This is a genomic window from Shewanella sp. SM69 (assembly GCF_025653985.1).
Taxonomy (GTDB): domain Bacteria; phylum Pseudomonadota; class Gammaproteobacteria; order Enterobacterales; family Shewanellaceae; genus Shewanella; species Shewanella oncorhynchi.
In genome coordinates this window covers 57736-83590 of record NZ_JAKKRV010000002.1, presented here as the reverse complement: position 1 = coordinate 83590, position 25855 = coordinate 57736, and the positions used below count along the sequence as shown (strand labels likewise).

Sequence of the window (25855 nt, the reverse complement as noted above, 5' to 3'; positions counted from 1 at the left end):
GATGCCAGACAATCTCAGCCATCATTACACTTTGGGGAGTTTGTGTTGGACCATGGCAAGAGCAAAGGAATGCCAATCTGCATTAGCATAGCAGCTCACCAGATCTCGGAGTGTTGTCGGTTCGCCAGCGTTATCCACCGGTTGCAAAATTATCCGCAAATTCAGCGCATTGAAGTAATCTCGCCGCTCCACCACAAAAAACTGCTTCTTGTAGGGGAGTAGCAATGTGTCCTCAACTTGCGCATTAAAATCACGCGCGGCTAAATAGCCAGTAAACCAATGATTGAGTAATGTGTCGCATTGCTTAGTGTGGAATAAGCCTCCCCAATCATCCCCGAGTATGGCTTGACCCGACAGGACTTGCTGGCAATGATGAAAATCGATAAACCCTAGCTCACGTGTAATCACTTGTTGGCAATGCTTAAGCTGGAGATCTGAGTGTGATATACCCAATTTCGCTATTAAGGTCGCGACTCTTTGCTTGGCTGGCAGCTCATCCTGCTGACAAGCCTTGAGCAGCTTTTTAGCGCGTATTTTGGTTTCATTTAATGCGATGGCGCTTGAGTCTTTCATCTTGGCTAACTTCATTTTGCATTACCTCCATGACTGACTCGATTTGCTCGCGGCACCTGAATGAAAGGCCAAATACTGATGCTCAATAAACTCAAGAGACAAGCTAAGATGTCCGCAATTGGAAAGGCCATCCATAACTCAATCAAAGCGTTTGGCATGATATAAATGTTTAATGCACCTGTGATAAATGAAATATCTGCAAAGGATAGTTGAGGTAACAGGACCAGCAGGGGCAGTAATAAACCATAGATTTTTATCCCAGATAATAGCAATGCAAGCTTAGGGCGGTTTGTGCCTTGATACATAGCAATCGCAATACCTGTGATCCCCGCCAAAGGTAAGGCGATAAACGTCACACTCGAAATCTTAATACAGGCGGCAATGAGTGAGTGATTATCGGTGAAAACACCAAATACCGAGGTAGGAAACACCATAAATATGATTGTCACAACACTCAGATAACAGTAGGTCAAGACGATGCCCCATTTAGCACACGCTAACACCCGAGAAGATGCCATCGCCCCGTAGTTATAGGCACTGATCGTTTGCGCTGCGCTAGTAAGAGCCATGAGCGGCAGGGCGATAAAGATATTAAAGCGTCCGATCAAACCATAAGCGCTAATCATGTACGCAACCTCATTCGCCGCTGGCGTATGGGGCACTACATTGGCTAAATGACTGACTAAAATATGATTTACCGATGAGATCACGCAGGCAATCCCAAGATATGACAATAATATAGGGCTACCCAAGCCAAGAATCGCTTTTATCTCAGTGAGATTGAGCTTTATCTGCTCCATTCTAAAACAAATAGGCTGGGCAGCTTGCTTATGAAGCGCCTGTTTACTGCCAAAACGGTTATTGGGGACAAAATAGACGGTTGCAATAAATAGACTCACACATTGACCCGCCACCGTTGCCCACGCCGCACCACTCACGCCCATCTCCAAAACAGCAATAAAGAGTGTATCGAACAAGATGTTCATGACCGCCGACAACAAGATAACCAGCAGCATCACCACGACTTTTCCTTGAGCTCTGAGTAAATCGCCGCTAAGAGATAACAAAAAAGTGAATAGACTAAAACAGAGAATGGGTTGTAGATACTCTGTAGCAGCTAAGGCAAGTGTTGAGCTTACCCCAATAAACGCCAATAAATGATCAAGCTGGGCGAGTGACACGATAGTCACTATCAGGCCGCAAGCTAGGGCTAACGCAAAACCAGTGTTCGCGATTTGACTCGCCTTATCAAACTCGTTTGCCCCTAAAAATCGGCTTACTAAGGTCGCAGTACCATTTCCTATCATGCAGGCCAAAGCAAAAATCATCATTTGTAACGGGAAGGCAATCGTCACCCCAGCCAATGCATCGGCACCGATGTATTTCAAAATAAAATAAGAGTCGACTAAGTTGTAGCTGCCGCTGAGCATCATGGCCAATGCCATGGGTAACGCAAAGCGCAAATACAAAGTAGGGATAGCTAACGTACCTAAGGACTCAGTTGACTGAGATCCTGAGTGAGATTTCCTGTGGGAGGGTGTTTCGGTGGCTGCAAAGGGTACAATGTCAGAAGATTCAACATTGATACCGGCGGGTTTGAAAGTGTTAGCGGTTGCATGTTTCACAAACAATTCTCCTAAGTTTATTGGCATTCCGCTAAGCCAAACTTATTTGATTGCTGTGGGTTCGATATGAAATCGATTCGCAACGCTGTTAATTTATCAGAGTGATATCATCTTTTGCGGACAGGCTTCTCTGCAGCCTGCCGCGTATTATTCTTACTCATCCGCCCGATGTCAATCATCAGCTTGTCGTATTTGACGGAGGCATTTAACCACTTCCCAGTAGATGACCGATAAATGACGCCATCCAACAAGCCACTTAAACCACTTTCTGTACAGCAAGTTATCGAAGATTCATTGCCTAGTGATAATATAAGAGTCCGCAGTACAAACTTCCTTTTAGTTACGATACAAGCTGTCGCACTTCTACGTATAATATTAAAAAATAACGAATTGAGGTGCACTATGGATGGTCTAGTTATTGTGTCAATCAGCCTACTTACCTTGCTTGAAGTGGGTGATGTTCCATATACCTATCTGATGTTATGTTTCGCAAGCTGCCGTTTGCTGTAGTAAAAAACGTTATTGTTGATTTTACAGCTCGGGGGCAGGGTGTTGGCTCGACCTTATTTAACCTGAGATCGGTTTAACTAGCCATAACTGCAATAGCATTAAACTCCCCGTTAGTGAGGTTCAGTTGTGGCTTATTGTCTTTTAATTGATAGGCGATGAGTCCCGCTATCATATTGAGCATAAATCCATGCACGCTGCGGTGTCTGGAGTGCTCTACTTAGGATATATTTTTTGATGGTTTCTATGATGAAACGTCTCGACAGCATCGCTCTATCCCACAACGACATCGCTTTTTCTTTCATATTCTTACGCACGTTTGTCACCAGTGTGACGCCTTTCTCCAGCAAGTACTGAGTAGCTATCAGATTGCAGCACTGGCGACCCCTGCTCACATTATGCCATTTGGGCACAACTGGTACTGGGTAACATCACAGAAAATAAGCCTTGACCTTCTCCCTGTAGCAAGGTGCAGAATTTTAGCTGCCCACTTTAGCAAAGGAGATTTACGATGTTAACGTTAAAAATTACTGATATGACCTGCAACCACTGCTTTGGCTTGATCAACCGTGCAATAAAGGAACTGGACGCCGATGCAGTTATAACAGCAGATCTTTCCAGCCGTAGTATCAATGTACAAAGCAGCCAATCGCAAGACGAAATACTCGACGCCCTAGAGGAAATTGGATATCCGGCCAAACCTGAGTAAACCTGTTGCAGTGCAGATAGAAGCTGCAAGTCGCAAAATACCGCCAATTGACAGTGCACCTTAGTGGAGGCTTGAGCTGTGTGCAGTGAAAGTTGCATGTACGGTTCTTAGGAGAGCAGCACCTAAGTAACAGAGGTGCTGTTTATCCGACCCAAACGAGTTATAAATGGTATAATTTAAGGACAGAGTAATTGAATTTGTTTCCAAAAATGTAATATCACCGCCAATATAATGGTCTGACTCTCTATACCATTGCACCTGCTCCGGTCTAATTTTATCTCAGCACTTAATTTTGAGGCAGTATGGGTAGGTGTGTGTTGGGATAATGCCTTCATTGAGCGTTTCTTTGGTAGTTTAAAACACGATTGGATTTTTAATATTGCTCAATCAACAAGAGAGTTTTTGAAGCTAGATGTGACTGCTTAAATGAAATATTAGAACTTGGAGTGACGTCATTTTGCTAATGGTGAACTGTCAACTGTAGAGTTCGAAAATTCTCAATTAAAATTGTCTAATATGGGTTGAACAGTACACTGAACGCTCACAGACAGAAGTAAATCTAATGCAATTAAGGCAATGGCACTCATGCGCTAGCCCTGATCAAACACCTGAGTGATCACCACGAATTTAATCATAGTATCAGCTCCTCTTCATTTTGATTACTGCTCAGTCTGACACTTAAGACCAGAACATCATTTCCTGATTTCAGCCTGTATCTGCTTAGTTCTAAGCTCTAAATTTGCGAGTTTACATTGTCTCATACCCAAGTAGTCGAACAGTAAAACTCGCCAGTGTTTAATGCTGTTTGTTTGGAACTGCATTCAGGCCATTTCTGCTGTCAGCCCTAACATGAATGCAACCCGTCGGCTAAAGCTACAAGCAGTAACAACACTTCCAATCGCTCTCGTTTGTAAGTGCAGTGGTCGTAGCTGCCAAGGTCGTATGTCTGGCTTTTTTGTCGAGGAAGTTTTCTTCTATGTGCATGCCTTAATACTTAGCGATTTTCGTCGCTGATCATGATTTTTTCGTCATCAGAGTTAGACTTCGCTGCGTCTCGCAAGGCCCCCCTTATTAATCAAAAAAAACACTTGACCTTCTAAGCGTAGTAAGCCGGATAAATACAGTAGGAGCTACCTCGGCTCAGCAAAACTAACTGTCGACTGCTATCGAGAAAGGAAAAAATGATGAAGGTCAAACGCATAACCATAACCACTGTGGCGCTAAGCGTTGCACTCGCTATCACAGGATGCAAGGAGGCTATTCCCTCTGCCCGTCCCGCAAAGCCACCAAGCGTTCCGGTGGCCGAAGTGATCGTTCGTCCGGTGACGCCATTTGTCGAACTCACAGGTTCGCTGACCGCGGTCAAGCGGGTTGAGCTGCGCCCGAGGGTTGCTGGCTATATACAGAACGTAAGCCTGCCCGAGGGACGCTTCGTCGAAAAGGGCAGCGAGCTCTTTCTCATTGATCCTCGGGTGTTCCAAGCCGCGCTGAACGCCGCGACGGCGCACCTGCGCCAGGCTGAAGCGGCATCGATACTTGCCCAAACGGAATATGCACGAGCCGAACAGCTATTTGCCCAAAAGATCGTTGCTCGTGATCGCTTCGACATCGCAACCGCCTCTATGAATGCAAGCAAAGCACAGGTCGACGCCGCAAAGGCAGCGGTGGATGCCGCACAATTGGATCTGAGTTTCGCACGTGTCACGGCACCGATCAGTGGACGTGTCGGCCAAGCCCTCGTTACAGAAGGCAACTACGTCTTCAGCGGCGAGACGCCACTCACGACTATTGTTTCTATCGATCCCATCCACGTCTATTTCGATGTTGACGAACGCACTTATTTGCGATCGCTCGCCGCAGGCCGAGACCACACTACCACGCATGGTCCACAGGCGGAAAAGGTCATGGTGGCACTGCTCACCGACAAGACGTATTCGAGGCCCGGCCGTGTCGACTTCCTCTCCAACACCAGCGATCGTGGGACGGGAACAGTGCGTATCCGCGCTGTTGTCAACAACCCCGATGGGCATTTGACGCCCGGTCTTTTTGCCAAGGTTAAACTAGAGACCGGAGCGCCGCAAGCTAGGGTTCTGGTTTCCGATCATTCGATTGGTACCGATCAAGGTAGCCACTATGTGCTCGTTGTCGGCAAAGACGACAAGACGGAATATCGGCCAGTCGAGCTGGGTCCGCTGGTCGAGGGGTTGCGCGTGATCGAACAAGGTCTACAGCCCGGCGAGCACATTATCGTCAAGGGGCTGGTAGGCCCGGGCATGCAGGTCACGCCACAGTCCGCTGCGATTGACGGTACACCTATTGCGGTGTCACAAACCTCGGGAGCAGTACAATGACATTCCCACGTTTCTTCATCGATCGCCCGATTTTTGCCATCGTTCTTTCAGTTTTGATGGTGCTCGCTGGCATCGTTGCTTTCTTCCAATTGCCGCTCAGCGAGTATCCGACCGTGACGCCGCCGACGGTTCAGGTGACCGCTTCCTACCCGGGCGCCAATCCCAAGGTGATTGCAGAAACGGTAGCCGCGCCACTCGAGCAGGCGATCACCGGGGTCGAGGGCATGCTATACATGTCGTCGCAATCAGCCACTGACGGCCGAATGATCCTGACCGTCACGTTTGCGCAAGGGACGAATGCCGATATGGCACAGATCCAGGTACAAAACCGCGTCTCGCGCGCTCTGCCGCGTTTGCCGGAGGAGGTGCAGCGCCAAGGCGTCATTACGCAGAAGACCTCGCCGGACATCCTGATGGTGGTTCACCTGTTATCGCCAGACAAACGCTACGACCCTCTCTATATTTCGAACTACGCTTACCTCCAGGTGCGCGACGATCTGTCCCGTATCCCGGGAATCAGCGACGTTCTGGTTTGGGGAGCTGGTGAATATAGTATGCGGCTCTGGCTCGATCCGAGCCTGATCGCCGCACGAGGGCTGACAGCGGGCGATGTGATTGCCGCTGTGCGCGAGCAGAACGTACAGGTAGCAGCTGGCTCCGTCGGTCAGGCTCCCAATTCCAGTGCCGCGTTCCAAGTGACAGTGAACACGCTCGGGCGGTTAACTGATGAGGAGCAGTTCGGCGACATCATCATTCGAACAGGCGGCGACGGCCAGGTGACGCGCTTGCGCGATGTCGCCCGCATTGAGATGGGGGCCGATACCTACGCATTGCGCAGTCTGCTTGACGGTGAACCTGCCGTCGCGCTGCAAATCATCCAGAGTCCGGGCGCTAACGCACTCGACGTTGCGCAGGCGGTGCGTACAACCATGCAGCGGCTTGAAGGCAACTTTCCGGAAGGACTCAGCTCGCGCATCGCGTATGACCCGACGGTGTTTGTCCGTGCCTCGCTGGAGTCGGTGGTAACCACCTTGTTGGAGGCGATTCTTCTTGTCGTTATCGTGGTGGTGCTGTTCCTGCGCAACTGGCGTGCTTCGCTCATACCCCTTATAGCGGTGCCGGTGTCGCTGATCGGCACCTTTGCCGTCATGCATCTGATGGGCTTCTCACTGAACACGTTGTCGTTGTTTGGCCTGGTGCTTTCAATCGGGATCGTCGTCGATGACGCGATCGTAGTGGTCGAGAATGTCGAACGTCACATCGAAAATGGTGAGGAACCCATTCAGGCCGCACGGCTTGCCATGGACGAAGTCACCGGTCCTATTATCGCGATCACCTCGGTACTTGCCGCCGTTTTCATTCCGACCGCTTTTCTAAGCGGCTTGCAGGGTGAGTTCTATCGACAGTTTGCGCTCACGATTGCGATTTCAACCATTCTGTCAGCAGTTAATTCACTCACGCTCAGCCCTGCGCTCGCAGGACTCTTGTTGCGCCCGCGCCAGGCGGCAATAGTGCGAGTTCCGCGCAGTTTGCGTGGCCGCGCCGATCAGTTGTTTCGGACACTAGGCCAGCCGTTCCAGCATGCACCTGACGCTTATGGCAACACGGTGCGCAAAGTGGTGCGGATTAGCGGCGTGGCGCTTCTGGTTTACGCCGGACTCCTTGCGTTGACCTTCTTCGGATTCAAGGCCGTCCCGCCCGGCTTCGTGCCTATGCAGGACAAATATTATCTTGTCGCAATCGCCCAGCTGCCAAACGCCTCGTCACTGGACCGCACCGACGCAGTCGTCAAACAGATGTCGAAGATCGCGCTGACCGAATCAGGTGTCGAAAGCGTCGTTGCGTTTCCCGGCCTTTCTATCAATGGTTTCGTCAACGTGCCAAATGCCGCGGTCATATTCATCATGCTCGACCCGTTTAAAGATCGCACTACACCCGATCTCAGCGCGATGGCGATTGCGGGGCGCTTGCAAGCCCAATTTGCCAGCATCCCCGATGGTTTCCTCGGCGTGTTCCCGCCACCTCCGGTGCCTGGCCTTGGCGCGACGGGCGGATTTAAGATGCAGGTCGAGGACCGCAGCGGTGCCGGGCTCGCAGCTCTGGTGCAGCAGACCCAGATCCTGATGACAAAAGCTAACGAGTCAGGTGAGGTGGCTGGGCTTATGACCAGTCTTGACATCAATGCGCCGCAGTTAGATGTCACCATCGATCGCACTCAGGTTATGAGCCAGGGGGTTCGTCTGGCGGATGTGTTCGAGTCGCTTCAGGTCTATCTCGGATCTCTATATATCAACGACTTCAACCGCTTCGGTCGAACCTATAAGGTGACGGCCCAAGCCGATGCAGACCACCGCATGCAAGCCGAATCTATCGGCCGCCTGCAGGTGCGCAACGCGGCCGGAGATATGCTGCCGTTGTCCTCCTTTGTCACTGTGACGCCAAGTGCCGGCCCAGACCGCGTGATGCACTACAACGGTTACCCTACGGCCGACATCTCGGGCGGTGCGATGGCTGGCGTCAGCTCGGGGCAGGCTGTTGCGGTCATGGAACGATTAGCCAAGGAGGTTTTGCCTGAAGGCATGAGCTTCGAATGGACTGATCTTACCTACCAGCAAAAACTGGCTGGCGATTCTGCGCTGTTCATTTTCCCATTGTGCGTGCTGCTCGCTTATCTCATCCTCGCCGCGCAATACAACAGCTGGCTGCTGCCTCTGGCGGTTCTGCTGATCGTGCCGATGTGTCTTTTGAGCGCGATTACCGGTGTCTGGCTGGCTGGGGGCGACAACAACGTCTTTGTGCAGATTGGGCTTATCGTGCTCGTCGGTTTGGCGGCCAAAAACGCAATATTGATCGTCGAGTTTGCACGCAGCCTCGAGGCTGCAGGAACAAGTGCGCTGGAGGCGGTCGTTGAGGCTTGTCGATTGCGGTTGCGGCCTATTGTGATGACCTCATTGGCATTTATTGCTGGCGTCGTACCGTTGATATTGGCAAGCGGTGCTGGGGCCGAAATGCGTCAGGCTATGGGGATTGCGGTCTTCGCAGGTATGCTCGGCGTGACATTGTTCGGATTATTCCTGACGCCGGTTTTTTATGTAGTGATACGTGGCTTGGAGGCTCGCTTCGAGCGGCACAGTTCAAGTGCTAAGCCGCACATTGAGGAGAGCATGTCATGAGAAGTCCCTATCAAGCAGTTCTGTTACCCCTGAGTGCGCTAATCTTGACTGGATGCGCGGCGGTGGGCCCAAACTACTCACTACCTTCATCGCAGTTTCCGGCCAGTTTCAGTGAGCCTCCCGCCGGTCTTGGAACAGGGGCCGTTGAGGTGAAGTGGTGGGGCACCTTCGACGATCCAGCTCTGAACATCATGATCCAGCGGGCGCTCGCGGCGAATCATGACATAGGTATCGCTGTCGTTCGGCTCGAAGAGGCAAAGGCCATGTTAGGTGAGAGCCGTCAGGGCTTCCTGCCGAGCGGTGGCGCTGAGCTTGGTTATGAGAACCGTCGCCGTAGTGAGGTCGAGACGCCCCATAGTCAGTCGCGTCAGATAGAAACCTATCGCGGCGCGGTCGACGCTTCCTGGGAAATCGATCTTTTTGGCCGTGTGCGGCGATCGGTGGAGGCCGCTCAGGCGCAAGCAGGCTCCCGCGAGGCTCTGCTGCGTGGTGTGCAGGCGGGGGTCGCTGCTGCGGTGGCTGCCACTTGGTTCGAGCTACGCGGTATCGAGGCCGAACTAGCTGTAGCCGCCGACATCAGCCAAAGCCAGCGCGAAAGCCTGAGCCTGGTCGAACGTCTCGTGCACGCCGGTTCTGCCAGCGAATTCGACCAGCTCCGTGCCGAGGCCTTGTTGCACCATGTCGAGGTGGCCGTGCCCGAATTGGAGCGCCGCCGTGCGGCCTCCAGCAATGCACTGGCCATCCTTCTTGGCGAAACGCCCCAGACGTTTAGACCACCCGCTGTAACGCCTGCGCGTGAAGCGCTTGCTGTTCGAACAATCGCCGTGGGCGATCCCGCAGCACTCCTTTCTCGGCGTGCTGATATTGCGGCGGCTGAACGGACTCTCGCTGCGGCGACCGCTCGGATTGGGTTCGAGACGGCTGGTCTCTACCCCGAGATCCAAGTGCATGGTTCAATCGGGCTCGTTGCTGGAAGTCTCGATGAAGTAAATGGCTCCGGAGTGTTGTCCAGCTTCCTCGGTCCGGTCATTCGCTGGTCTCTTTTCGATACTGGGCGCGTGCGTGCCCGCATCGCCGCCAGCGAGGCACGTACCCAAGAGGCGTTGATCGTCTACGACCAGACCGTGTTGCGCGCACTGCAGGAAACCGAGGATGCCTTCAAAGCCTATGGTGCCGCGGGTAGCACGCTTGAGCTGCGTCTGCTTGAGTCAGCCGCAAATCGCAAGGCGGCTCGTCTTGCCCGTGTGCGGTTCTCAGCAGGTGAAGGCATCTACCTTGATGTGCTCGAAGCCGAACGGTCCGACTTTGCAAGCCGGCGTGCGCTGGCAATCGCTCGCACCCACCAACGGCTTGCCGTTGTCAGCATCTACAAGGCGCTGGGTGGCGGCTGGGAGATCTGCGCGCAGGCGGATCAGGACTGCAGTGGCGCCGACGGCATTTCGAACGGACGCGTCGTGAAATAAATCACACATAGGACTTGACCTTCCCATAGCTGGAAGCATTAAGCTTTTTTTAACTCAACATTTAAGGAGTAGTTCAATGGCTTCTGTTTCCTTGCCACAAAACGCCAATCAATCCGTGTCCGCAGGCACTCGTCTGAGCCTGCCTGTCGAAGGCATGACGTGTGCATCATGTGTCGGCCGTGTCGAGCGAGCGTTGAAAGCGGTCCCCGGGGTGCAGACGGCCGTGGTCAATCTCGCTACCGAACGCGCCGACATGACTTTCACCGGCGTAGCCGATCCGCAGGCGGTTGTCCACGCCATTCAGAACGCTGGCTACACCATTCGCGAAGAGACCATCGAGTTGGCGATCGAGGACATGACCTGCGCATCGTGTGTGGGCCGGGTAGAGAAAGCGCTCGTAAAAATTCCGGGCGTGCTCGAAGCCACTGTAAATCTGGCGACCGAGCGCGCGAGGGTGCGCCATTTTGCAGGGTGCGTCTCCACGGCAGATCTTGAAGCCGCTGTCGAACAGGCGGGTTACAGGCCCCGTCGCTTGTCCGCCGAAACGGCGAATGCTGGCGATCAGGACTCTGAGCGTCGTGAGAGCGAGGCGCGGGCACTGCGACGTTCTTTCATCACTGCAGCCATCCTCACCTTGCCCGTATTCATCCTTGAGATGGGCTCTCACCTTATTCCCGCCATGCATCATTGGGTGATGGGGGCTCTGGGGCAACAGACCAACTGGTATGTGCAGTTCGTGCTCGCCACCCTGGTCCTGTTCGGTCCGGGTCAGCGCTTCTTCCTAAAAGGGGTACCGGCGTTGCTGCGCGGTGCTCCTGACATGAACTCACTGGTCTCGGTCGGCACCGCGGCGGCTTATGGCTATTCGATCGTCGCAACCTTTGCCCCTGAAGCGCTGCCGCAAGGCACTGCCAACGTCTATTTTGAAGCTGCTGCGGTCATCGTTACCTTGATCCTGCTCGGACGCATGCTGGAGGCGCGCGCCAAGGGGCGAACCTCGCAAGCGATCAAGCGGCTCGTAGGACTTCAGGCTAAGACCGCACGCGTCCAGCGCAACGGCGAAACGTTCGAAATACCGCTCGATCAGGTGATGACTGGTGACATAGTGTTCGTCCGTCCGGGCGAGAAGATTCCGGTCGACGGCGAAGTCGTCGAAGGTGCCTCTTATGTTGACGAGAGCATGATCACCGGCGAGCCGGTGCCCGTATCTAAAGGGGTGGGAGCCGAAGTTGTCGGCGGCACTATCAACAAGACGGGCGCTTTCAGTTTTTGCGTCACCAAGGTCGGCGCGAATACGGTGCTCGCGCAGATTATTCGTCTGGTCGAGCAAGCGCAGGGGTCAAAGCTGCCGATCCAGGCGCTGGTCGACAAAGTGACCATGTGGTTCGTCCCAGCGGTGATGGCAGCTGCCACGCTGACCTTCCTAGTCTGGCTAATCTTCGGCCCGTCCCCAGCGCTGACCTTTGCGCTCGTTAATGCGGTCGCGGTTCTTATTATCGCTTGTCCGTGCGCTATGGGACTGGCAACGCCGACCTCAATCATGGTTGGCACCGGCCGTGCGGCCGAGCTCGGCGTACTCTTTCGTAAGGGCGAAGCCTTGCAGGCGTTGCGCGATGTGAGCATTATCGCGCTCGACAAAACTGGCACGCTGACCAAAGGACGCCCCGAGCTGACCGATCTCGTGCCTGCCGAGGGATTTGAATACAACGAAGTTCTTGCTCTTGTTGCGGCCGTCGAGACCCGCTCCGAGCACCCGATTGCCGAATCGTTCGTCACAGCCGCAAAGCAGTTGAACCTCGCCCTTGCACCTATTGAGAGCTTCGACGCAACACCGGGCTTCGGCGTGTCGGCCAAGGTCGCAGGTCGTACCGTCGCCGTCGGTGCGGATCGGTTTATGACGCAGCTCGGTCTGGATGTGTCGAGCTTGCAGTCCACCGCCCTGCGTCTTGGCGAGCAAGGCAAGAGCCCACTTTATGCAGCGATCGACGGCCGCTTGGCAGCGGTGATTGCAGTCGCAGATCCAATCAAAGAAACAACGCCCGAAGCAATCAAGGCGCTGCACGCGCTCGGACTGAAAGTAGCGATGATCACTGGCGACAATGCGGCGACCGCTGCGGCGATTGCCGAGCAGCTTGGCATCGATGAAGTCTTAGCCGAGATTCTCCCTGATGGTAAAGTCGAGGCACTGAAGAAGTTCCGGAACAATGGCGCGCGAGTCGCCTTCGTGGGAGACGGTATCAACGACGCGCCAGCACTCGCCGAAGCTGATGTTGGGCTCGCTATCAGCACGGGAACCGATGTAGCGATAGAAGCTGCTGACGTGGTGCTAATGTCGGGCGACTTGCGTGGCGTGACGAATGCGATCGCGCTTAGTCAGGCCACGATCCGTAACATTAAGCAGAACCTTTTCTGGGCCTTCGCCTACAACGCCGTGTTGATCCCGGTTGCGGCGGGTGCGCTCTACCCGTTGAATGGCACCTTGCTTTCGCCAATTTTCGCTGCGGCCGCAATGGCACTTTCCAGTATATTTGTGCTCGGCAACGCGCTCCGACTCAAGCGCTTCAGAGCTCCGATGATGGTTTAAACCCACACCAAGTCATTGGCTTTTGGGGTGGTAGCACAAAAGTCACGCTTGGTAGACGAATATTGTTGAAGGAGTAACACAACATGTTTTCACCAAATATGCCCTTGGAGCACCTCAAGGACGATTATAGCGACGCCCGAGAACATCTCTTTGCCATTGCAAGAGTCGTCACACCTGAGGTGTTGCGGGACTACGACCATGATATCCATTTGACCACCACATTAGCTCTGAGCAATCTTCAGATGGAATATAGACAACATGAATGCAATCTTAATACCTGTATGCCGACGTGTTCTTTACGCCCAGAGAAATATCTGTGCGTAGGTAAACCTCAGTTTTTGGGCGTATTTGATTAATTTACTAGAAGGAGAGAATGATGAATATTGGTCAAGCAGCCAAGTTGTCCGGCATCTCGGCGAAGATGATTCGCTACTACGAACAGATTGGCTTGATACCCAAAGCTAATCGTTCTGATGCTGGCTACCGAAATTACAGCTCGGCAGACGCGCAAAGCTTTCGCTTCATTCGTCGCGCACGCGACCTTGGCTTTTCTGTCGAACAAATCTCGGAACTCCTAGTCTTGTGGTGCAACCGAGATCGCGCGAGCGCCGACGTTAAGGCGTTGGCGCTCTCCCATGCCGACGGACTGAAGGCGAAGATCGTTGAACTACAAGCTATGGTGCAAACGCTCGAGCAGCTAGCCGAAAATTGCCATGGCGATGGCCGCCCGGATTGCCCGATCCTTGCGGATTTGGCTGAGCCAACCGCCGCAGCGAAAGAACGTTCACAAGTTCCACATAGAACACCTCGATTTGGGAGTGACACACCCGCCTCGTCACGCCATCGTCCGCCACGGTGACTAACTCGTGAGCTTCTTCGATGGCGGCGTTTTCCAAGTTAGTTGTCACCATTGACTTACGCATCGAAGAAGCCCAAAAAGCACAATCATCAAGTTCTGTACAAGAACCAATACTAATCAAAACCAGCTCCAGAGGATAACCTATATGACGAATGTTCAATAAATTTACGCTAAGCGCGATACTCATTTTTTGTTTTTCAGCCCAGGTATAAAGCCACCGCCAGCAATACAATTTACATTAATTATGTGGCCTAATTGATATTCGCTTTTTAATTATAAAAAATATGAATAATCCGAACATCGCATCTCTCGCAAAGAAGGCGCTGGCCTAGGTGTGCCCCTTGGGTATTTTTATAATTTCTTTCACCATGCGTAATTATTTGTTTTATATACTAAATTTATTCAACTCATTACATTCAGACTATTCAAGGTAAGGCCTTGCTGCAAGGCTTCGTGTTTTTCCTTCCAGTTGTAAAGCAGACTAGTGCTAACTCCAAGAGGCTTTGTCGCATCGGCAACGCTATAACCTTGCTCCAGCACCATCAAGACGGCTTCATCCTTAAATGCCTGCGGATAACTCTTATGTGATTTGTTCAGACTCATATTGACCTCTTAATTTATTGACCATACAGTCTCAAAGTTAAGTGTCCAATGGGATTAGACCAGAACACGCTATCAGGGGCAGTGTTATGGATATCAATCCCATTTAAAAGTCATTCGTATTAATAACTAACCGTAACTGTTCAACATTAAGCTACTCAGAAGTTATGGAGGTTAAACCGCTTAAGTAGGCGTTATCCATAGAAATTTTAATTCTAAATTCACTAATTCGAGCTAAAAGTCTAACTTGAAAATGTCCAGAAATGAGCTGGGTGGGGTCGAGTTGAGATTGTCCGATTAAGTCTAGCAATTTAATCAACGCTGTCAGTTCATATATGAGCTAGTACATGTCCAAAAGAAGGTTAGGGCGCTTCACTCGATATCTATAAAAACTCCTTAAAATGAAATATTTATGTCCATGGCGGCTCAAAATCGGCAACATCTTAGTATTTTATTGTGACTTTTTGGACAAGCATAAGCGCGTTGCTAGGTGTTTCTGGCGAGTTTGCGAGTCCAATATACCAAAGCATTCACGTAGCGACGATTAAATTGTTTAAGATACAGTCAGGTGAAACTGGTGATGTGTTCGAGCGACTCCGATGTTGATAAATCACGTCATCAACATTACAACAAATTAATAGGTAAGATTAAGCAGTGGAAATATAGCTACGAACCAATTTCAATTAAGCTTGGTAAACCGATGAATTATTGTAAGTAATCATTCTAATGGAGCGACATGATTTGATTGGGACATTGTTTCATAAAATTCATTTCTAACACGTCATCTATACTTCAAAAGAGTTCGCATAGCTGCGAGTGAGATGCACTTTGTCAAAAAGCAGCAAACACAAAGTTTAATGCGCTCTGGATGAACAGCTTTGCACCATAATGGAGCAAAGCTGTTGGCGGAGTGAATTATAGCCTTGATATATAATAACAAAAGTCAGACTCACGAAATGACACAAAACTCATTTGGAATGACAAGCCACACAAAAACATGTGGCTTGTCATACAAAATGAGTTTGGGAAATGCGTAGAAACAACGAGTTAGAAAATACGATTTTCTTTGGAAGGCTTTAAATTGTCATAATTTATGATTTTAAGCGCTTTTTTGTCAAAGAATATGATTTTAAGCGCTAATAAATTAATCAGCATCTGATTGAAGATGGCCGAAATATGACTTTATTTATATTTAATAATATAGTTTTTTAAGTAATTTATCACTCTATTTTTATCAGAAGTGTAAGCATGGAATTAAAGTGAAGACTATTTGAATTCAACGAAGACAATCTTTTGAGAAAAAATCACGATCAAAATAACTAATTGATTGAGTGCACAGAGAAAGCACTTGGATGCCGTTGTGGAGCAGCTTGATGCACGTCAATGTCATCCTTTGTGATGTAGAAAAGACATCAAAGCTCATCACGGCCGAGTGTTCGTTCATTTTTATCACCATGACCGAGAGGGCCTTGAAGACATTTTGTTCTTAGCGTTGAAGCCATTGAGTAAGCGCCTTGATAAGTTACCATTGACGCGGGCTTTGTTGAAAAAGCTTGGATTGAAGTGAGTGTTGTATAGGCTACGCGCAAAGAGGTGAGCTTGTGGCGTCTGATTTACTTATATGATCTTTATCAGGCGTTAAGGCATCTGGGGTCGACTGCGCGCAATTCGTGCTTATGTTAAATCGGCAAGTTTACCCTGATTTATAGCCGTTTTAAGGCAAAATCGCCTTCAAATGTCGATTTATACGCATTTAATCGGCGATTTAGCGTTGCTAACGGCATGAAAGTTTATAACCGTTTGTGGCTCACATTGCCCTTGGAATTGTCGAAGTGTCGCTTCATGCAAAAATGACACTACACCACCCATTTTGGATTGTTTTCTAATTGAAGTTCGGCTCGGCTGTCGGTGAGCATTGCCAATTGCGCTAACTGTTCATGGGTCAACAGAGTGCAATACGTTGAGCTAAAAATGGGGATAATTTGTGCCTCGACCATCACACGCTCAACACTATAACGGTGGTAACTACGCAGGTAACACCAGCGCTGTAATGATGAATATTGCACTAACACTGCCTGCAATGACGCGCGTGTGATGTCACGATTGCGGCTGCAGGCAAATAGGCCTGGGCGGATCATCTCCTTCATTCCCGCAACATGGATCCTCAAACGCCTAGCAACCCACTTTTGCGATTTGTCTTCTTGTGGATCAAATACTTCATTGTCTTGCACAAACTGTTTCACATCCTCAGCGGCCAGGTGGAGTGTTAATTGTTCATTGTAACTGGCCAAGGTTATTCGAAATTTTCCCTGATGGATCCCCTCGAACAGTCGACTGAACTCGATGCCATACATCATGAGCAGTTTGTTAAAACTCTGTTCAGGGTAATAGGCACATTTATCTTGGCTAATACGTGTCTTAAACCAGCGATAAATTTGGCGCATATCATAAGTTCGATGCCGTGAATTGGATAGGTGGTATAGGCTATCAAAATGGCCACTGTCCTCGAGAATACTCAGTTGAACAGCCGTTAAGTCGAGCAGCTGACGCAGGTAAAATGTGCTCACTCGACACGCTAAAGGCACTGTAATGTGTGGATGTTTATTCACTCTGTCGTGCACGGTATAACTGGGCCATGTGGATTGGGTTTCAGCCACCTGAGCCGGTAAGCCACTCAGCTCACGTAAGCTGGTGAGGGGGGACTGCACATGATGTTCACCAAAGAGGCTGAGATAGTGACGATCTTCGGCACATTGTTTGCCCCAAATCAGGTCAAAACGGCCTTGCAACAGGTGAAATGCATCGAGAATGTACTGACTGTCTAGACTCAATTTGTGGTTTGGTGGAAGGGGATCGAGATCGGTCGGATAAATCAGACGGGTGATTGCCCGATGCAATAAGTGCAACCGCTCCTCTGCGCCTTCTTCTTGTTCAATCCATTGTTGATAATCAACATCGATTTCATGGTTGGCGGGTAAAGTGGCCCAGGGTTGTTTGCACTGCAAACAGTGACTAAATAGATGCTGCTGCCAAGTGAGGGGATGCTGACAACAAGGACACTGATCAATGCGTTTACAACGATGTTTTACACAAAATAGCGCTGTCTTAAAGTGCTCGACATGACGCACGTACGGTGTGGTGCCGATGCAAATAGGACAAAATCTGGGGGAGTGTTGATAGAACATCCGCGCTGGCATGGACCTTGGGATCTCCTCCATGCGCGGTAAAAACTCCGAGTGGGGAAGGTGGGTTAATTGCACTAGGCGGTCAAGCGAGACATCCGGATCGATTTTGGTTTTCTTTATCCCCATGACCAATAAAAATTCGGCCATGGTTGACCAGCCATTGACGGTGGCTAACCGACATAAGTAGGACGGCAGGGATTCGGCCTCATAGGGGCGCAATCTGATGGGTAATGTCATTGCACTCATGAAAAATACCACTTTTCTAATTGGTTGCTCGTGATTAAAAACGGACAATGTGAGATGTCATGATCAGCAATATCACGGAACGCGGTGGAAAAATCGAGTAACGTCGCCTTCTTACCGTCAAGGCTATTCTCGATCACAAACTCCAAAATTTTAATAATGATAGAAATTTTTCCGCGACTGGCGGCAAGGAGACGACGAGCAACATTCGGATCGATGAGATTAATGGTTTTGATTGGCATGAAAGACGCAATCGAGTGGAGAAATGAAACATACAGATCATAGGCCGTGTATTCCTCAGTGATGAGTTCATCAGTCATACTAAAAGGCTTGAGCGTCACCGATTTCGAAAATCGTCGTGCTAATTGCGGATCCATGCTCAATAGTTCTGTCGCGTCAGGCATACCAACGAGGACGACCGGACAGTTTGTTTCGGTCATCAGGTTTTTAACGAGATTAATAACTGGCCGCGTTTTTTTCTGGGCATTACGCTCAGTTAGATGTTGAATTTCATCAAAAATGATGATTTTTGTATCGAGCTCATGGATCAAGGTGGTGATCCGAGTGAACATACTGTTGGCGGTTCCTCTGTCTGGCGTCGGGCAACCCAAGACCTTCAGGAGTGCGGAGCACAAGCTTTTCACACTGGCATCCACAGGGGTCACGACATTGGCGACTGTTTTGTAGGAATGTGTTTCTGTTGCAGGTCGACTGAATCGTTGTTCAAACAGTCTCAGCGCTGTGGATTTACCAAGACCAGAATCGCCAACAATCATCAGCCCAGTCGGATTAAGGCCAGTTGTTTTCAGGCTGCGTTCTAATGCCGCAATCACTGCATTGCACTCAAAGTGGTAAACTGAACGAGATAAAAATGCTGTGGTGATAGGCTTTCGTTGAGGTTGATAGTGATCCATGTGTTATTCCTAGCTGGTTTGGTAATTGATTATTTTAGGGATCACGGCGGATTCTGGGACATCACTGCCCGTCGGTTTTGCTGGTGATAATACCAGCGCTTGATGAGCCACTGTTTCACGTTTAGTTAACATGCCTTGAATAACATCTTGAGTCAGCGGGATGTCCATGGACAACGTCTCATCGGCAAGATTGTGGCTCGTTTTCACGTCTCGAGCGGCTTTCTTTTTGCGATCGAGGGCCTGTTTTGTGATATCGTTGACCTTCAGTTCACCTGCGTTAGGCATGAAAATTTTCTTGGTCATTTTCAGTTGCAGGAAGGTTTTTCCCCAAGCTAATTTGTTGGTGTTAGGCACAGTTAACACAGATTGGTTTAACGGGTTAATGACCATGATATTACTGGCGTTTAGCTCATCAACATAAAAAGTGACTTTGCCGCGATCACGACTATTCTTTTTTAATTGTTCAAAAAGGTTTCGTAATTCCATGGAATTAAAAAACTGATTTTTATACTGCAATCCCTTTAATTGCTGGAGTGTGCCTCGTTTTTGTTGCCGCAGGTAAAGATCAAATATCGCAACATTGGCAGGCACAATAGCCGGAGAATAGCGAATATGTGTGTTCCACATCGCTATTGGCGTTTGATTTCCTACTCCTGCATGCGCTTCTTGATGGTATATATCATTGATGAGAATACAGACAATCTTTTCGAATTCCTCGACCGTCAGGGTGGCATAGTGCTTTGCCGGGTGATCATAGGTGAAACCATCCGTTAATTTTCCGACATATCCAGGTATCCCCTTGAGTTTGTCGCGTAACGTACTATTAAAGCGTTCAATAAAACTGTGTTTCCAGGGCTGGCGTGACGGCCCAGCGATTCGATTGATCTTGAGTTGAGCTAATAGTGCGTCGAATGATTCATTAATGAATGCTGCGCCAGAATCGACGTACAGATCCATGGGCGTACCATGGCATGTCCATGGATTTTCCATAAAGGAATATTGTTGATTGGATTTGGGCAAAATGGCATGGCGTAATGCGCTCACCGCTGCATTAGTGGTTTCTCCTTCTTGGATACTGATATGCATTCCCATAATGCAGCGGCTAAAAGCATCAATCATCAAGAAAATGATCGGCTTCCCAACGATATCGCCCTGTTGATCAACGAGATAAATACCGACGTGAACCGCATCCATTTCACATCTTTCAAATAGCCCATTGACCTGATATTGATGGTTTGCAGTGCGCAGATATTTATTTGCAGCGACCGAACCTTGCCGCCGCCTAATAATAACGCTTTCATCTAATTTTTTTATTTCTCTGTAAAATGTCGATTTTGATATCATTGGGCAGTCAAGTGCCATGCGCCTGTGTTGTTGCATAAGCGTTCGGTAACAATCCGCCGCGTTGGGGCCATTAAGAGTCAGATAAAAACTATCAATGACATCGTCGACGAGAGAACGCATCGCTGCATCGATTCTGCAGCTGAGTGTCAGGTTTGGATCGTGTTTTCTGGAGGCCAGCAGATAGATGAATTGTCTATTATTGTTTAGCCATTTTGAATACCAGCGGCGCAGTGTTGATGTTGATGGACGGCAATTAACCGGTTCATTTAATATCTCTCCGCAGGTCGAAATAGCCATATTGAGTGAACGTATTGCACCTGGGTATTCGAGTTTGTCTAGATAGTTTAGGTAGGTGTTATAACGCCGAAGATCAGCCTTCTGTTGTTCGTTTAGCCAAGATTGGTCAAGATTCAGATTTGTCTTAGGGAGGCTCAAACTTCCTAGTTGATATTCAGACAATAGCTGGTCAATCGATAACACCTGATGATGTTTGCTGTCCACAACCTCTAGTGTCACTAACGTGTCATCGAGCATGACTATCCGGTAGTCACGATTATTGCGACAAATAACCATATTGGCTTTAAAGATTTGTTGAGCCATAAGATCTTTCCAGATGAGTTAATGGGCTTAACATACAAGTTAAGTCGAATGTGTAGCATCGATTTGCTAATAGGATCATCGGATCATAAACATGACATTGATGAGATTCTGCCCAGCTAATGAGATCACAATATGTGATACGCGCGGGTAATTCTTGCATTACCTGCTGGCATTGTTCTGACAGCGTAAGTGACCGGTAATGATAGAGTTTTTTTAGATTTGCAATTGTACTGCCGACATAGATTTGTTCTTCAGTAACGAGCTTTAAACCATTGTCAGAGATGGCGGCAAAGGCTTTTGAGAGAATATCGAATTTTTCAATATTTTTTTGACTACCGAGTTTGTCTTTTGGTTTAATTTCCTCGAAATACACCCCTTTATGTTTATGTGAAATAATGAGATCAGGCGTATAACGTCTATTTTTTCCGTTGACGAGATATGTAAATGACGCCGGTTGGGTATTATATGCAATGACATCATCCTCAAACTCCAATAGCAATAATCGAGCAACTTCTAGTTCACTATCACAGAAACGTGTAGAATCATTTTTTTGTGAATGGAAATGAATGCGCGCCATCACTTTACTGTGTCGCGGAATTTTCCTGGGTTTCATATTAACCTCGCTTTATGGATAGATATACACATTAGTGATTCAAAATTATTGTGTAAATAAATATTTTTAGCGAACGCAAGAGAGGTTTGAATATTTGTTGAATATCGTAAATATGTTATCACCCATCAGTGCCTCAGGTTTTCATATTGACTTGTTTATATTTTTCACGAAAACACACGCTGTATTCGAGAGCAGTGACGAATGATGGTGCCAAAAATAAACAAACCTAAAATCATAAGCTTATGAATTTCACACCTATTAATTTCATATTCAATTCGGATATTATTAATACTTTGACAGTGTGGTTAATTTAACTTTCCTTTTATTTTGCCGCGCACACTTAATTTTATTTGATATATATTTCAATAGTAATGTGTATTGCAGCGTAATATACAGCCTAAAGATATAAGCAGTTAATCGTCCAGAGTGAATTGTTATGCTAAAAAGTATTTTCAAACCTATGAATGCCGCTAAATATCTTGATGAACAGAAAATGATTATGACAGGGCTAATCATTGATGATTTTGCTACACTTGGAATGACACCTTTTACGAGAAGCGAACTAACCTTATGAACTCAACATCACTAAGTACCGAGTACCTATTTAATAGGGCATGTGAAATTTATGGTGAGAAAACCCTCGCTGAAACACTGTTTAATAGTGAAATCCCAGTACTAGGTAACAATAAGCCCATCGCATTAATGCAAACACCAGAGGGCTGTAAATTAGTCAATGAATGGCTAAATAAAATAGAAGCAGGGGAGTATTCTTAGCCTTCAATAGTGCACTGAAACGGCCATGCTCACTTGCGATCCAACATCCCATTAAGCATGCCCTGTAACACAGGGCTATAAGCGATTATCAAAGACCTTTTTGACCTTGCCAGATGAAAACCCCAAACACATGTTTTGCTACCTTTTTGATTATCAAACATTAATATCGCTATAACTCATTTGGAAGGGCGTCAGTCTAAGTCTGTTGGTGGTTGAAAAGGGATGCCCAGTTGGCTTGAAACCGCTTGAATGAGAAATGCGCCGTCATCACCATTACAACATCGGTGTAGTGTTAATCGATTTAGTGAGCATAAACACCGCCGGTTAGATTTGTTCTACGCGCTAAAAGTTAACCCCGCGTTAATACAAAATTGCCACTCAAGGTATCGCGCAAAAATGGAACACGCGGCCAGACATGCTCACACCACACTGTGCGACCGGGTAGAATTGTCTGCCCGAGATAAAGTGATTAGAGAGATTTACACGTTTGCCCTAACGCAATGCATTCAATGAAGCCTCTGTACGTTAATTACTGTAAAGCCATGAATGAAGTTCTATGTAACAAAAAGCTCGTTCAATTCTATCAATTTGATTAATCTTGTCTCAATAACTGGATTTTTTGAGATAAAATTTATGTCAGGTCAGTATCTATCACCGCCTGAGTGTCCGTTTAGCACTATCAGTGATGTTATATTTGAGATCCGTAATCATGGTGATGATCCTAATAAATACATGGATTACATCAGTTCACTTCATATCGAGTATCATTCCTTTGATGAATTTAGACGCAGCGTTAAGCCTAGCCTAAATGTTAATTTCTGTTGGTGGTTAGTTCGGCTACATAGAGACAGTTCGCTAATCAATCTCACCCCGTTAGAAAATAAACCGTTACCACTACACCTGCCGGAGTCCGTAAACCGAGCGCTATCGCAATCTTCTGACTTCATGACATATTGCCGATTTAATCACTTGCATGAGTTTAGTCGGGTTTTGTCACAGATTGACCGCTACACCACGCATAGTGCGATGCTCGGAGTGCTTGAGCAAATCGGAGAAAGCGTACATTTTGAGCACTTTAAAAATAATTTGATTGATGATGAAGCTATATCGAGTAGTCAGCTAGAGGGCGCTGCAACAACGACGCTGATTGCGAAAGAAATGCTCCGAAAGAAGCGTAGGCCTTGTACTGATGGTGAGCGGATGATTGTTGGGAATGCTGACTTAATGAATGCAGCGTGGGACCTCAAGGATGAGCCATTCAGTGTTGATTTGATAAAAACCTTACATAGAATGGGTACGCAGTACTTAGAGCAGAAAAACTACACCTCTGGGATGTTAAGAACCACTGATGATATTGCGGTTATGAACGCTGATGGTGAGGTCGTTCATCAGCCACCAAAGCATGATGCTATTGAGTGCTTATTATCCCGCGTCGTGAATTGGCTAAACTCGACTGACGATCAGATTCATCCCGTTATACGGGCCATTACTCTTCATTTTGTCATTGGCTATGTTCATCCGTTCCGTGATGGTAATGGACGGATAGCAAGAGCTTTGTTTTATTGGTATCTGTTTAAGTGTGGCTATACGGGTTTCCGCTATATTGCGATTTCAGCACTGTTGCAAAAATCGCCCATCAAATACGGTCAGAGCTATCTGGATTGTGAGCAGGACAACTTAGATTTAACCTATTTTATTCGATATCAGTTAAGTATTATCAATCGTGCCATTACTGAATTCGTTTCTGCATATGAGCGTGCCGCATATCGAATGACTGAATTGGCCGAGCAGTATTCTGATTTAGAAGATATTGAGAAAAAAATTATTGGTTTTGTTGCTGGTGAGCCTCGTTATCGAAAAAAACCGACAATTACAGCCAGAGAGGTCGAAAAACTACTGGGGCTTAGTTATAACACGGTTAAGCAAAGACTTGATGACATGGTTACTGCAGGAATACTCGGACGTGAAAAAATAGGTAAAGCGACAGAATATTTTTTAGGATGAACATCATCAGCTGCGTTGTCACGTGAAGACAGACTGATGAGATTTAACGGAACATACAACTTTATGAAAATGTCTGGCGACCCTCGTTGGAGTATGCGTTGCGTTAATCTTAGATTTCTTCGTGGTAGTAGCTCACAATCTTATATGCGCTTTAGCCCCAATCCTAGAGTCAGTAAGATACTGATGATCTTCCTTAAGATGAAACAGTTCCAAATTTTCTTATGGTGGGTACTGAAAGGGCGAATCTATCACGCTCATTCACCCTCGAATATCGCGTTTCTATAAACGATAAGAGCCACATTAAGTGGCTCTCTTACGCGCTAACTGCGGTCAATACGCTATGCGCGGAAGAGAACAGGGCTATTTGAATTCATCTGTCTACGAGTGGAGCCGAAGCCGCGTTTCTCATAACAAGCTTTAGTAGTATATTCTTGGAACCGGAATCTGTCGAATTTAAATCTGGCTATTCATACTGAGTGAGAATGCTGGCAAAGTTATGCCCCAAGGTAAGTTAACAAGTTGTCTGTGGCTCAATCTAAAGCAGACTCTCTGGCCTAGAAATTTTCATGCATATAACTCAAATGTTGCAATTCCTTGCTATGCCTAAAAACTGGACAGGCATATTCAAATTATGAGGATTTTGGAAAATTTTAATCCTACCTTCGTCCGCGTTTTCACATTTGCTCACCAATAAAAAATTAAAATCAAATAGTTACAAATACCATGGATTAGATAAGAGGTTTGAGTGATCTACGAAATTCGAATTAATGATGTAGTAATTGGTACTACCAACTTAGAAGGTGGTGATCCGCCGATGGGGTTCGTATTCGTCACTGTCACTCCAACTGAAAACTATGAGTTTTTATCTGGGGGGCTTGCACAATGATCCCGAGCAGATGATGAACATTAAGGCGTTGCGGTTAGGGCTTTATCGCTGGGGCCGTTATTGGGTGCACCAAGAGTTGGGTAAGGGGTTTTCAAACCGCAGCGCCTGCGACCGTTTAGGCGAAGCCTTGGGCGGCGGCAACTTAAAGCACGAACTGAACGTGCCTGCCCATGTCGCCCACTTTGACCACCTCGTTGAGCAGTTATCCATAAACTGCAAACGCGCCATCCGCGCCCATTACCTCTGCAAAGAGCAGTGGGCCTTAATGGGATTTGACAGCAAAAAGTCTTACATCTTCTGGCTAAGAAAAGCCGAAATGGCACTGCTGGATAGGATGAATTAGAAGGAACGCCCTCTTACGAGGGCTGGCGGGTTAGCCGGTTGTCCACCAAGACTGCTAACCCGTTGACAGGATTTTATCAAAGGTTCGGCCCGTTATCTCCGTAAATATGCCGGTTCCACTTTTCATTGCAATGGGAATAACCTTGGCTACCTTGGTTGTTTCCACTGCCTGTTTATCTAAAGTTCGTGGTTAACGACTCTGCTTTGTTATCGTTTACAGCGCCTAGTATCACAAACCCTACCTAATTTGAAATTGAAGTCTAATTTAGCAGTCTATTAACTATCTGAAATGTAATATTAATCACTAAAGTTACAGGTATTCATATTGTAAATTGGATGTTATATTGCTTATCTAACAAGGACGAGCTCAAAGTGCACATTCAATAAATACCGCATCACAGCACAGCGATGACAAATACTTGCATCAGGGATGAACTATCAATATGTGTTAAATCACAACTTCTTGATACTTATCACTAATCACTCCCTGTGCAAACGTATAATCT

At 47.9% G+C, this 25855-nt stretch carries 16 protein-coding genes and 3 pseudogenes; 11 read left to right on the top strand and 8 right to left on the bottom strand.

Going from position 1 to position 25855, the window contains the following annotated elements; all coding sequences use genetic code 11:
- Positions 1-24: 24 nt before the first annotated feature.
- The 3 genes and pseudogenes from L5M37_RS03760 to L5M37_RS03750 all read right to left on the bottom strand — a co-directional run.
- Complete coding sequence (locus L5M37_RS03760) at positions 25-588, bottom strand: hypothetical protein (RefSeq protein WP_263199447.1); 564 nt, start codon at positions 586-588, stop codon at positions 25-27.
- The gene (locus L5M37_RS03755) at positions 585-2198 is read right to left on the bottom strand and encodes an MATE family efflux transporter (protein ID WP_263199445.1); all 1614 of its coding nucleotides are present in this window, start codon (positions 2196-2198) and stop codon (positions 585-587) included. The genes L5M37_RS03760 and L5M37_RS03755 overlap by 4 nt, the downstream gene beginning before the upstream one ends.
- Before the next feature lie 583 nt (positions 2199-2781).
- Positions 2782-3055 (bottom strand): annotated as a pseudogene (locus tag L5M37_RS03750) (transposase); the annotation flags it as partial.
- Positions 3056-3216: 161 nt separating this feature from the next.
- Here L5M37_RS03750 and L5M37_RS03745 point away from each other — a divergent pair.
- From L5M37_RS03745 to cueR, 8 genes and pseudogenes are all read left to right on the top strand, one after another.
- Positions 3217-3414, top strand: a complete 198-nt coding sequence (locus L5M37_RS03745) for a heavy-metal-associated domain-containing protein (RefSeq protein ID WP_263199444.1) — start codon at positions 3217-3219, stop codon at positions 3412-3414.
- A gap of 306 nt (positions 3415-3720) precedes the next feature.
- Positions 3721-3939, top strand: a pseudogene (locus tag L5M37_RS03740) (IS3 family transposase); the annotation flags it as partial.
- Positions 3940-4595: 656 nt separating this feature from the next.
- Complete coding sequence (locus L5M37_RS03735; protein WP_317630088.1) at positions 4596-5765, top strand: efflux RND transporter periplasmic adaptor subunit; 1170 nt, start codon at positions 4596-4598, stop codon at positions 5763-5765.
- Entirely contained in the window at positions 5762-8938 is a 3177-nt protein-coding gene (locus L5M37_RS03730) for an efflux RND transporter permease subunit (protein ID WP_263199443.1), read from the top strand. The genes L5M37_RS03735 and L5M37_RS03730 overlap by 4 nt, the downstream gene beginning before the upstream one ends.
- Positions 8935-10401 carry a TolC family protein gene (locus tag L5M37_RS03725; RefSeq protein WP_317630087.1) on the top strand — a complete coding sequence of 489 codons (1467 nt, stop codon included), beginning with the start codon at positions 8935-8937 and terminating at the stop codon, positions 10399-10401. The genes L5M37_RS03730 and L5M37_RS03725 overlap by 4 nt, the downstream gene beginning before the upstream one ends.
- A 76-nt stretch (positions 10402-10477) precedes the next feature.
- On the top strand, positions 10478-12985 hold the full coding sequence (locus L5M37_RS03720) for a heavy metal translocating P-type ATPase (RefSeq protein ID WP_263199442.1): 2508 nt from the start codon (positions 10478-10480) through the stop codon (positions 12983-12985).
- Positions 12986-13068: 83 nt separating this feature from the next.
- Complete coding sequence (locus tag L5M37_RS03715; protein ID WP_263199440.1) at positions 13069-13341, top strand: hypothetical protein; 273 nt, start codon at positions 13069-13071, stop codon at positions 13339-13341.
- Between the two features lie 17 nt (positions 13342-13358).
- Positions 13359-13844: a Cu(I)-responsive transcriptional regulator gene (cueR, locus tag L5M37_RS03710; protein ID WP_317630086.1), complete on the top strand. Its 486-nt coding sequence runs from the start codon at positions 13359-13361 to the stop codon at positions 13842-13844.
- Positions 13845-14270: 426 nt separating this feature from the next.
- On the opposite strand, the pseudogene L5M37_RS03705 reads toward cueR, so the two are convergent.
- The 5 genes and pseudogenes from L5M37_RS03705 to L5M37_RS03685 form a co-directional block, all read right to left on the bottom strand.
- Positions 14271-14447 (bottom strand): annotated as a pseudogene (locus tag L5M37_RS03705) (transposase); the annotation flags it as partial.
- A 1853-nt stretch (positions 14448-16300) separates the two neighbouring features.
- Positions 16301-17875: a TniQ family protein gene (locus tag L5M37_RS03700; RefSeq protein ID WP_259581202.1), complete on the bottom strand. Its 1575-nt coding sequence runs from the start codon at positions 17873-17875 to the stop codon at positions 16301-16303.
- Entirely contained in the window at positions 17872-18786 is a 915-nt protein-coding gene (locus L5M37_RS03695; protein WP_006087149.1) for a TniB family NTP-binding protein, read from the bottom strand. Before L5M37_RS03695 ends, L5M37_RS03700 begins: the two co-directional genes overlap by 4 nt.
- Positions 18787-18795: 9 nt before the next feature.
- On the bottom strand, positions 18796-20730 hold the full coding sequence (locus tag L5M37_RS03690; RefSeq protein WP_263199439.1) for a DDE-type integrase/transposase/recombinase: 1935 nt from the start codon (positions 20728-20730) through the stop codon (positions 18796-18798).
- Positions 20711-21343 (bottom strand): TnsA endonuclease N-terminal domain-containing protein, encoded by a 633-nt coding sequence (locus L5M37_RS03685; protein ID WP_063884428.1) that lies wholly within the window; start codon positions 21341-21343, stop codon positions 20711-20713. Before L5M37_RS03685 ends, L5M37_RS03690 begins: the two co-directional genes overlap by 20 nt.
- 570 nt (positions 21344-21913) lie before the next feature.
- Here L5M37_RS03685 and L5M37_RS03680 point away from each other — a divergent pair.
- The 3 genes from L5M37_RS03680 (at position 21914) to L5M37_RS03670 (ending at position 25350) form a co-directional block, all read left to right on the top strand.
- Positions 21914-22117, top strand: a complete 204-nt coding sequence (locus tag L5M37_RS03680; protein WP_063884429.1) for an MbcA/ParS/Xre antitoxin family protein — start codon at positions 21914-21916, stop codon at positions 22115-22117.
- Between the two features lie 633 nt (positions 22118-22750).
- Positions 22751-24121 carry a Fic family protein gene (locus tag L5M37_RS03675; RefSeq protein WP_259581208.1) on the top strand — a complete coding sequence of 457 codons (1371 nt, stop codon included), beginning with the start codon at positions 22751-22753 and terminating at the stop codon, positions 24119-24121.
- Between the two features lie 854 nt (positions 24122-24975).
- Entirely contained in the window at positions 24976-25350 is a 375-nt protein-coding gene (locus tag L5M37_RS03670; protein WP_259581210.1) for a hypothetical protein, read from the top strand.
- The last annotated feature ends 505 nt before the right edge of the window (positions 25351-25855 follow it).

Excerpts from the sequence above, each read along its gene's own strand:
- L5M37_RS03760 (WP_263199447.1), bottom strand. The coding sequence starts at position 588 with ATGAAGTTAGCCAAGATGAAAGACTCAAGCGCCATCGCATTAAATGAA.
- L5M37_RS03745 (WP_263199444.1), top strand. The coding sequence starts at position 3,217 with ATGTTAACGTTAAAAATTACTGATATGACCTGCAACCACTGCTTTGGC.
- L5M37_RS03735 (WP_317630088.1), top strand. The coding sequence starts at position 4,596 with ATGATGAAGGTCAAACGCATAACCATAACCACTGTGGCGCTAAGCGTT.
- L5M37_RS03730 (WP_263199443.1), top strand. The coding sequence starts at position 5,762 with ATGACATTCCCACGTTTCTTCATCGATCGCCCGATTTTTGCCATCGTT.
- L5M37_RS03725 (WP_317630087.1), top strand. The coding sequence starts at position 8,935 with ATGAGAAGTCCCTATCAAGCAGTTCTGTTACCCCTGAGTGCGCTAATC.
- L5M37_RS03720 (WP_263199442.1), top strand. The coding sequence starts at position 10,478 with ATGGCTTCTGTTTCCTTGCCACAAAACGCCAATCAATCCGTGTCCGCA.
- L5M37_RS03715 (WP_263199440.1), top strand. The coding sequence starts at position 13,069 with ATGTTTTCACCAAATATGCCCTTGGAGCACCTCAAGGACGATTATAGC.
- cueR (WP_317630086.1), top strand. The coding sequence starts at position 13,359 with ATGATGAATATTGGTCAAGCAGCCAAGTTGTCCGGCATCTCGGCGAAG.
- L5M37_RS03700 (WP_259581202.1), bottom strand. The coding sequence starts at position 17,875 with ATGAGTGCAATGACATTACCCATCAGATTGCGCCCCTATGAGGCCGAA.
- L5M37_RS03695 (WP_006087149.1), bottom strand. The coding sequence starts at position 18,786 with ATGGATCACTATCAACCTCAACGAAAGCCTATCACCACAGCATTTTTA.
- L5M37_RS03690 (WP_263199439.1), bottom strand. The coding sequence starts at position 20,730 with ATGGCTCAACAAATCTTTAAAGCCAATATGGTTATTTGTCGCAATAAT.
- L5M37_RS03685 (WP_063884428.1), bottom strand. The coding sequence starts at position 21,343 with ATGAAACCCAGGAAAATTCCGCGACACAGTAAAGTGATGGCGCGCATT.
- L5M37_RS03680 (WP_063884429.1), top strand. The coding sequence starts at position 21,914 with ATGAACTCAACATCACTAAGTACCGAGTACCTATTTAATAGGGCATGT.
- L5M37_RS03675 (WP_259581208.1), top strand. The coding sequence starts at position 22,751 with ATGTCAGGTCAGTATCTATCACCGCCTGAGTGTCCGTTTAGCACTATC.
- L5M37_RS03670 (WP_259581210.1), top strand. The coding sequence starts at position 24,976 with ATGAGTTTTTATCTGGGGGGCTTGCACAATGATCCCGAGCAGATGATG.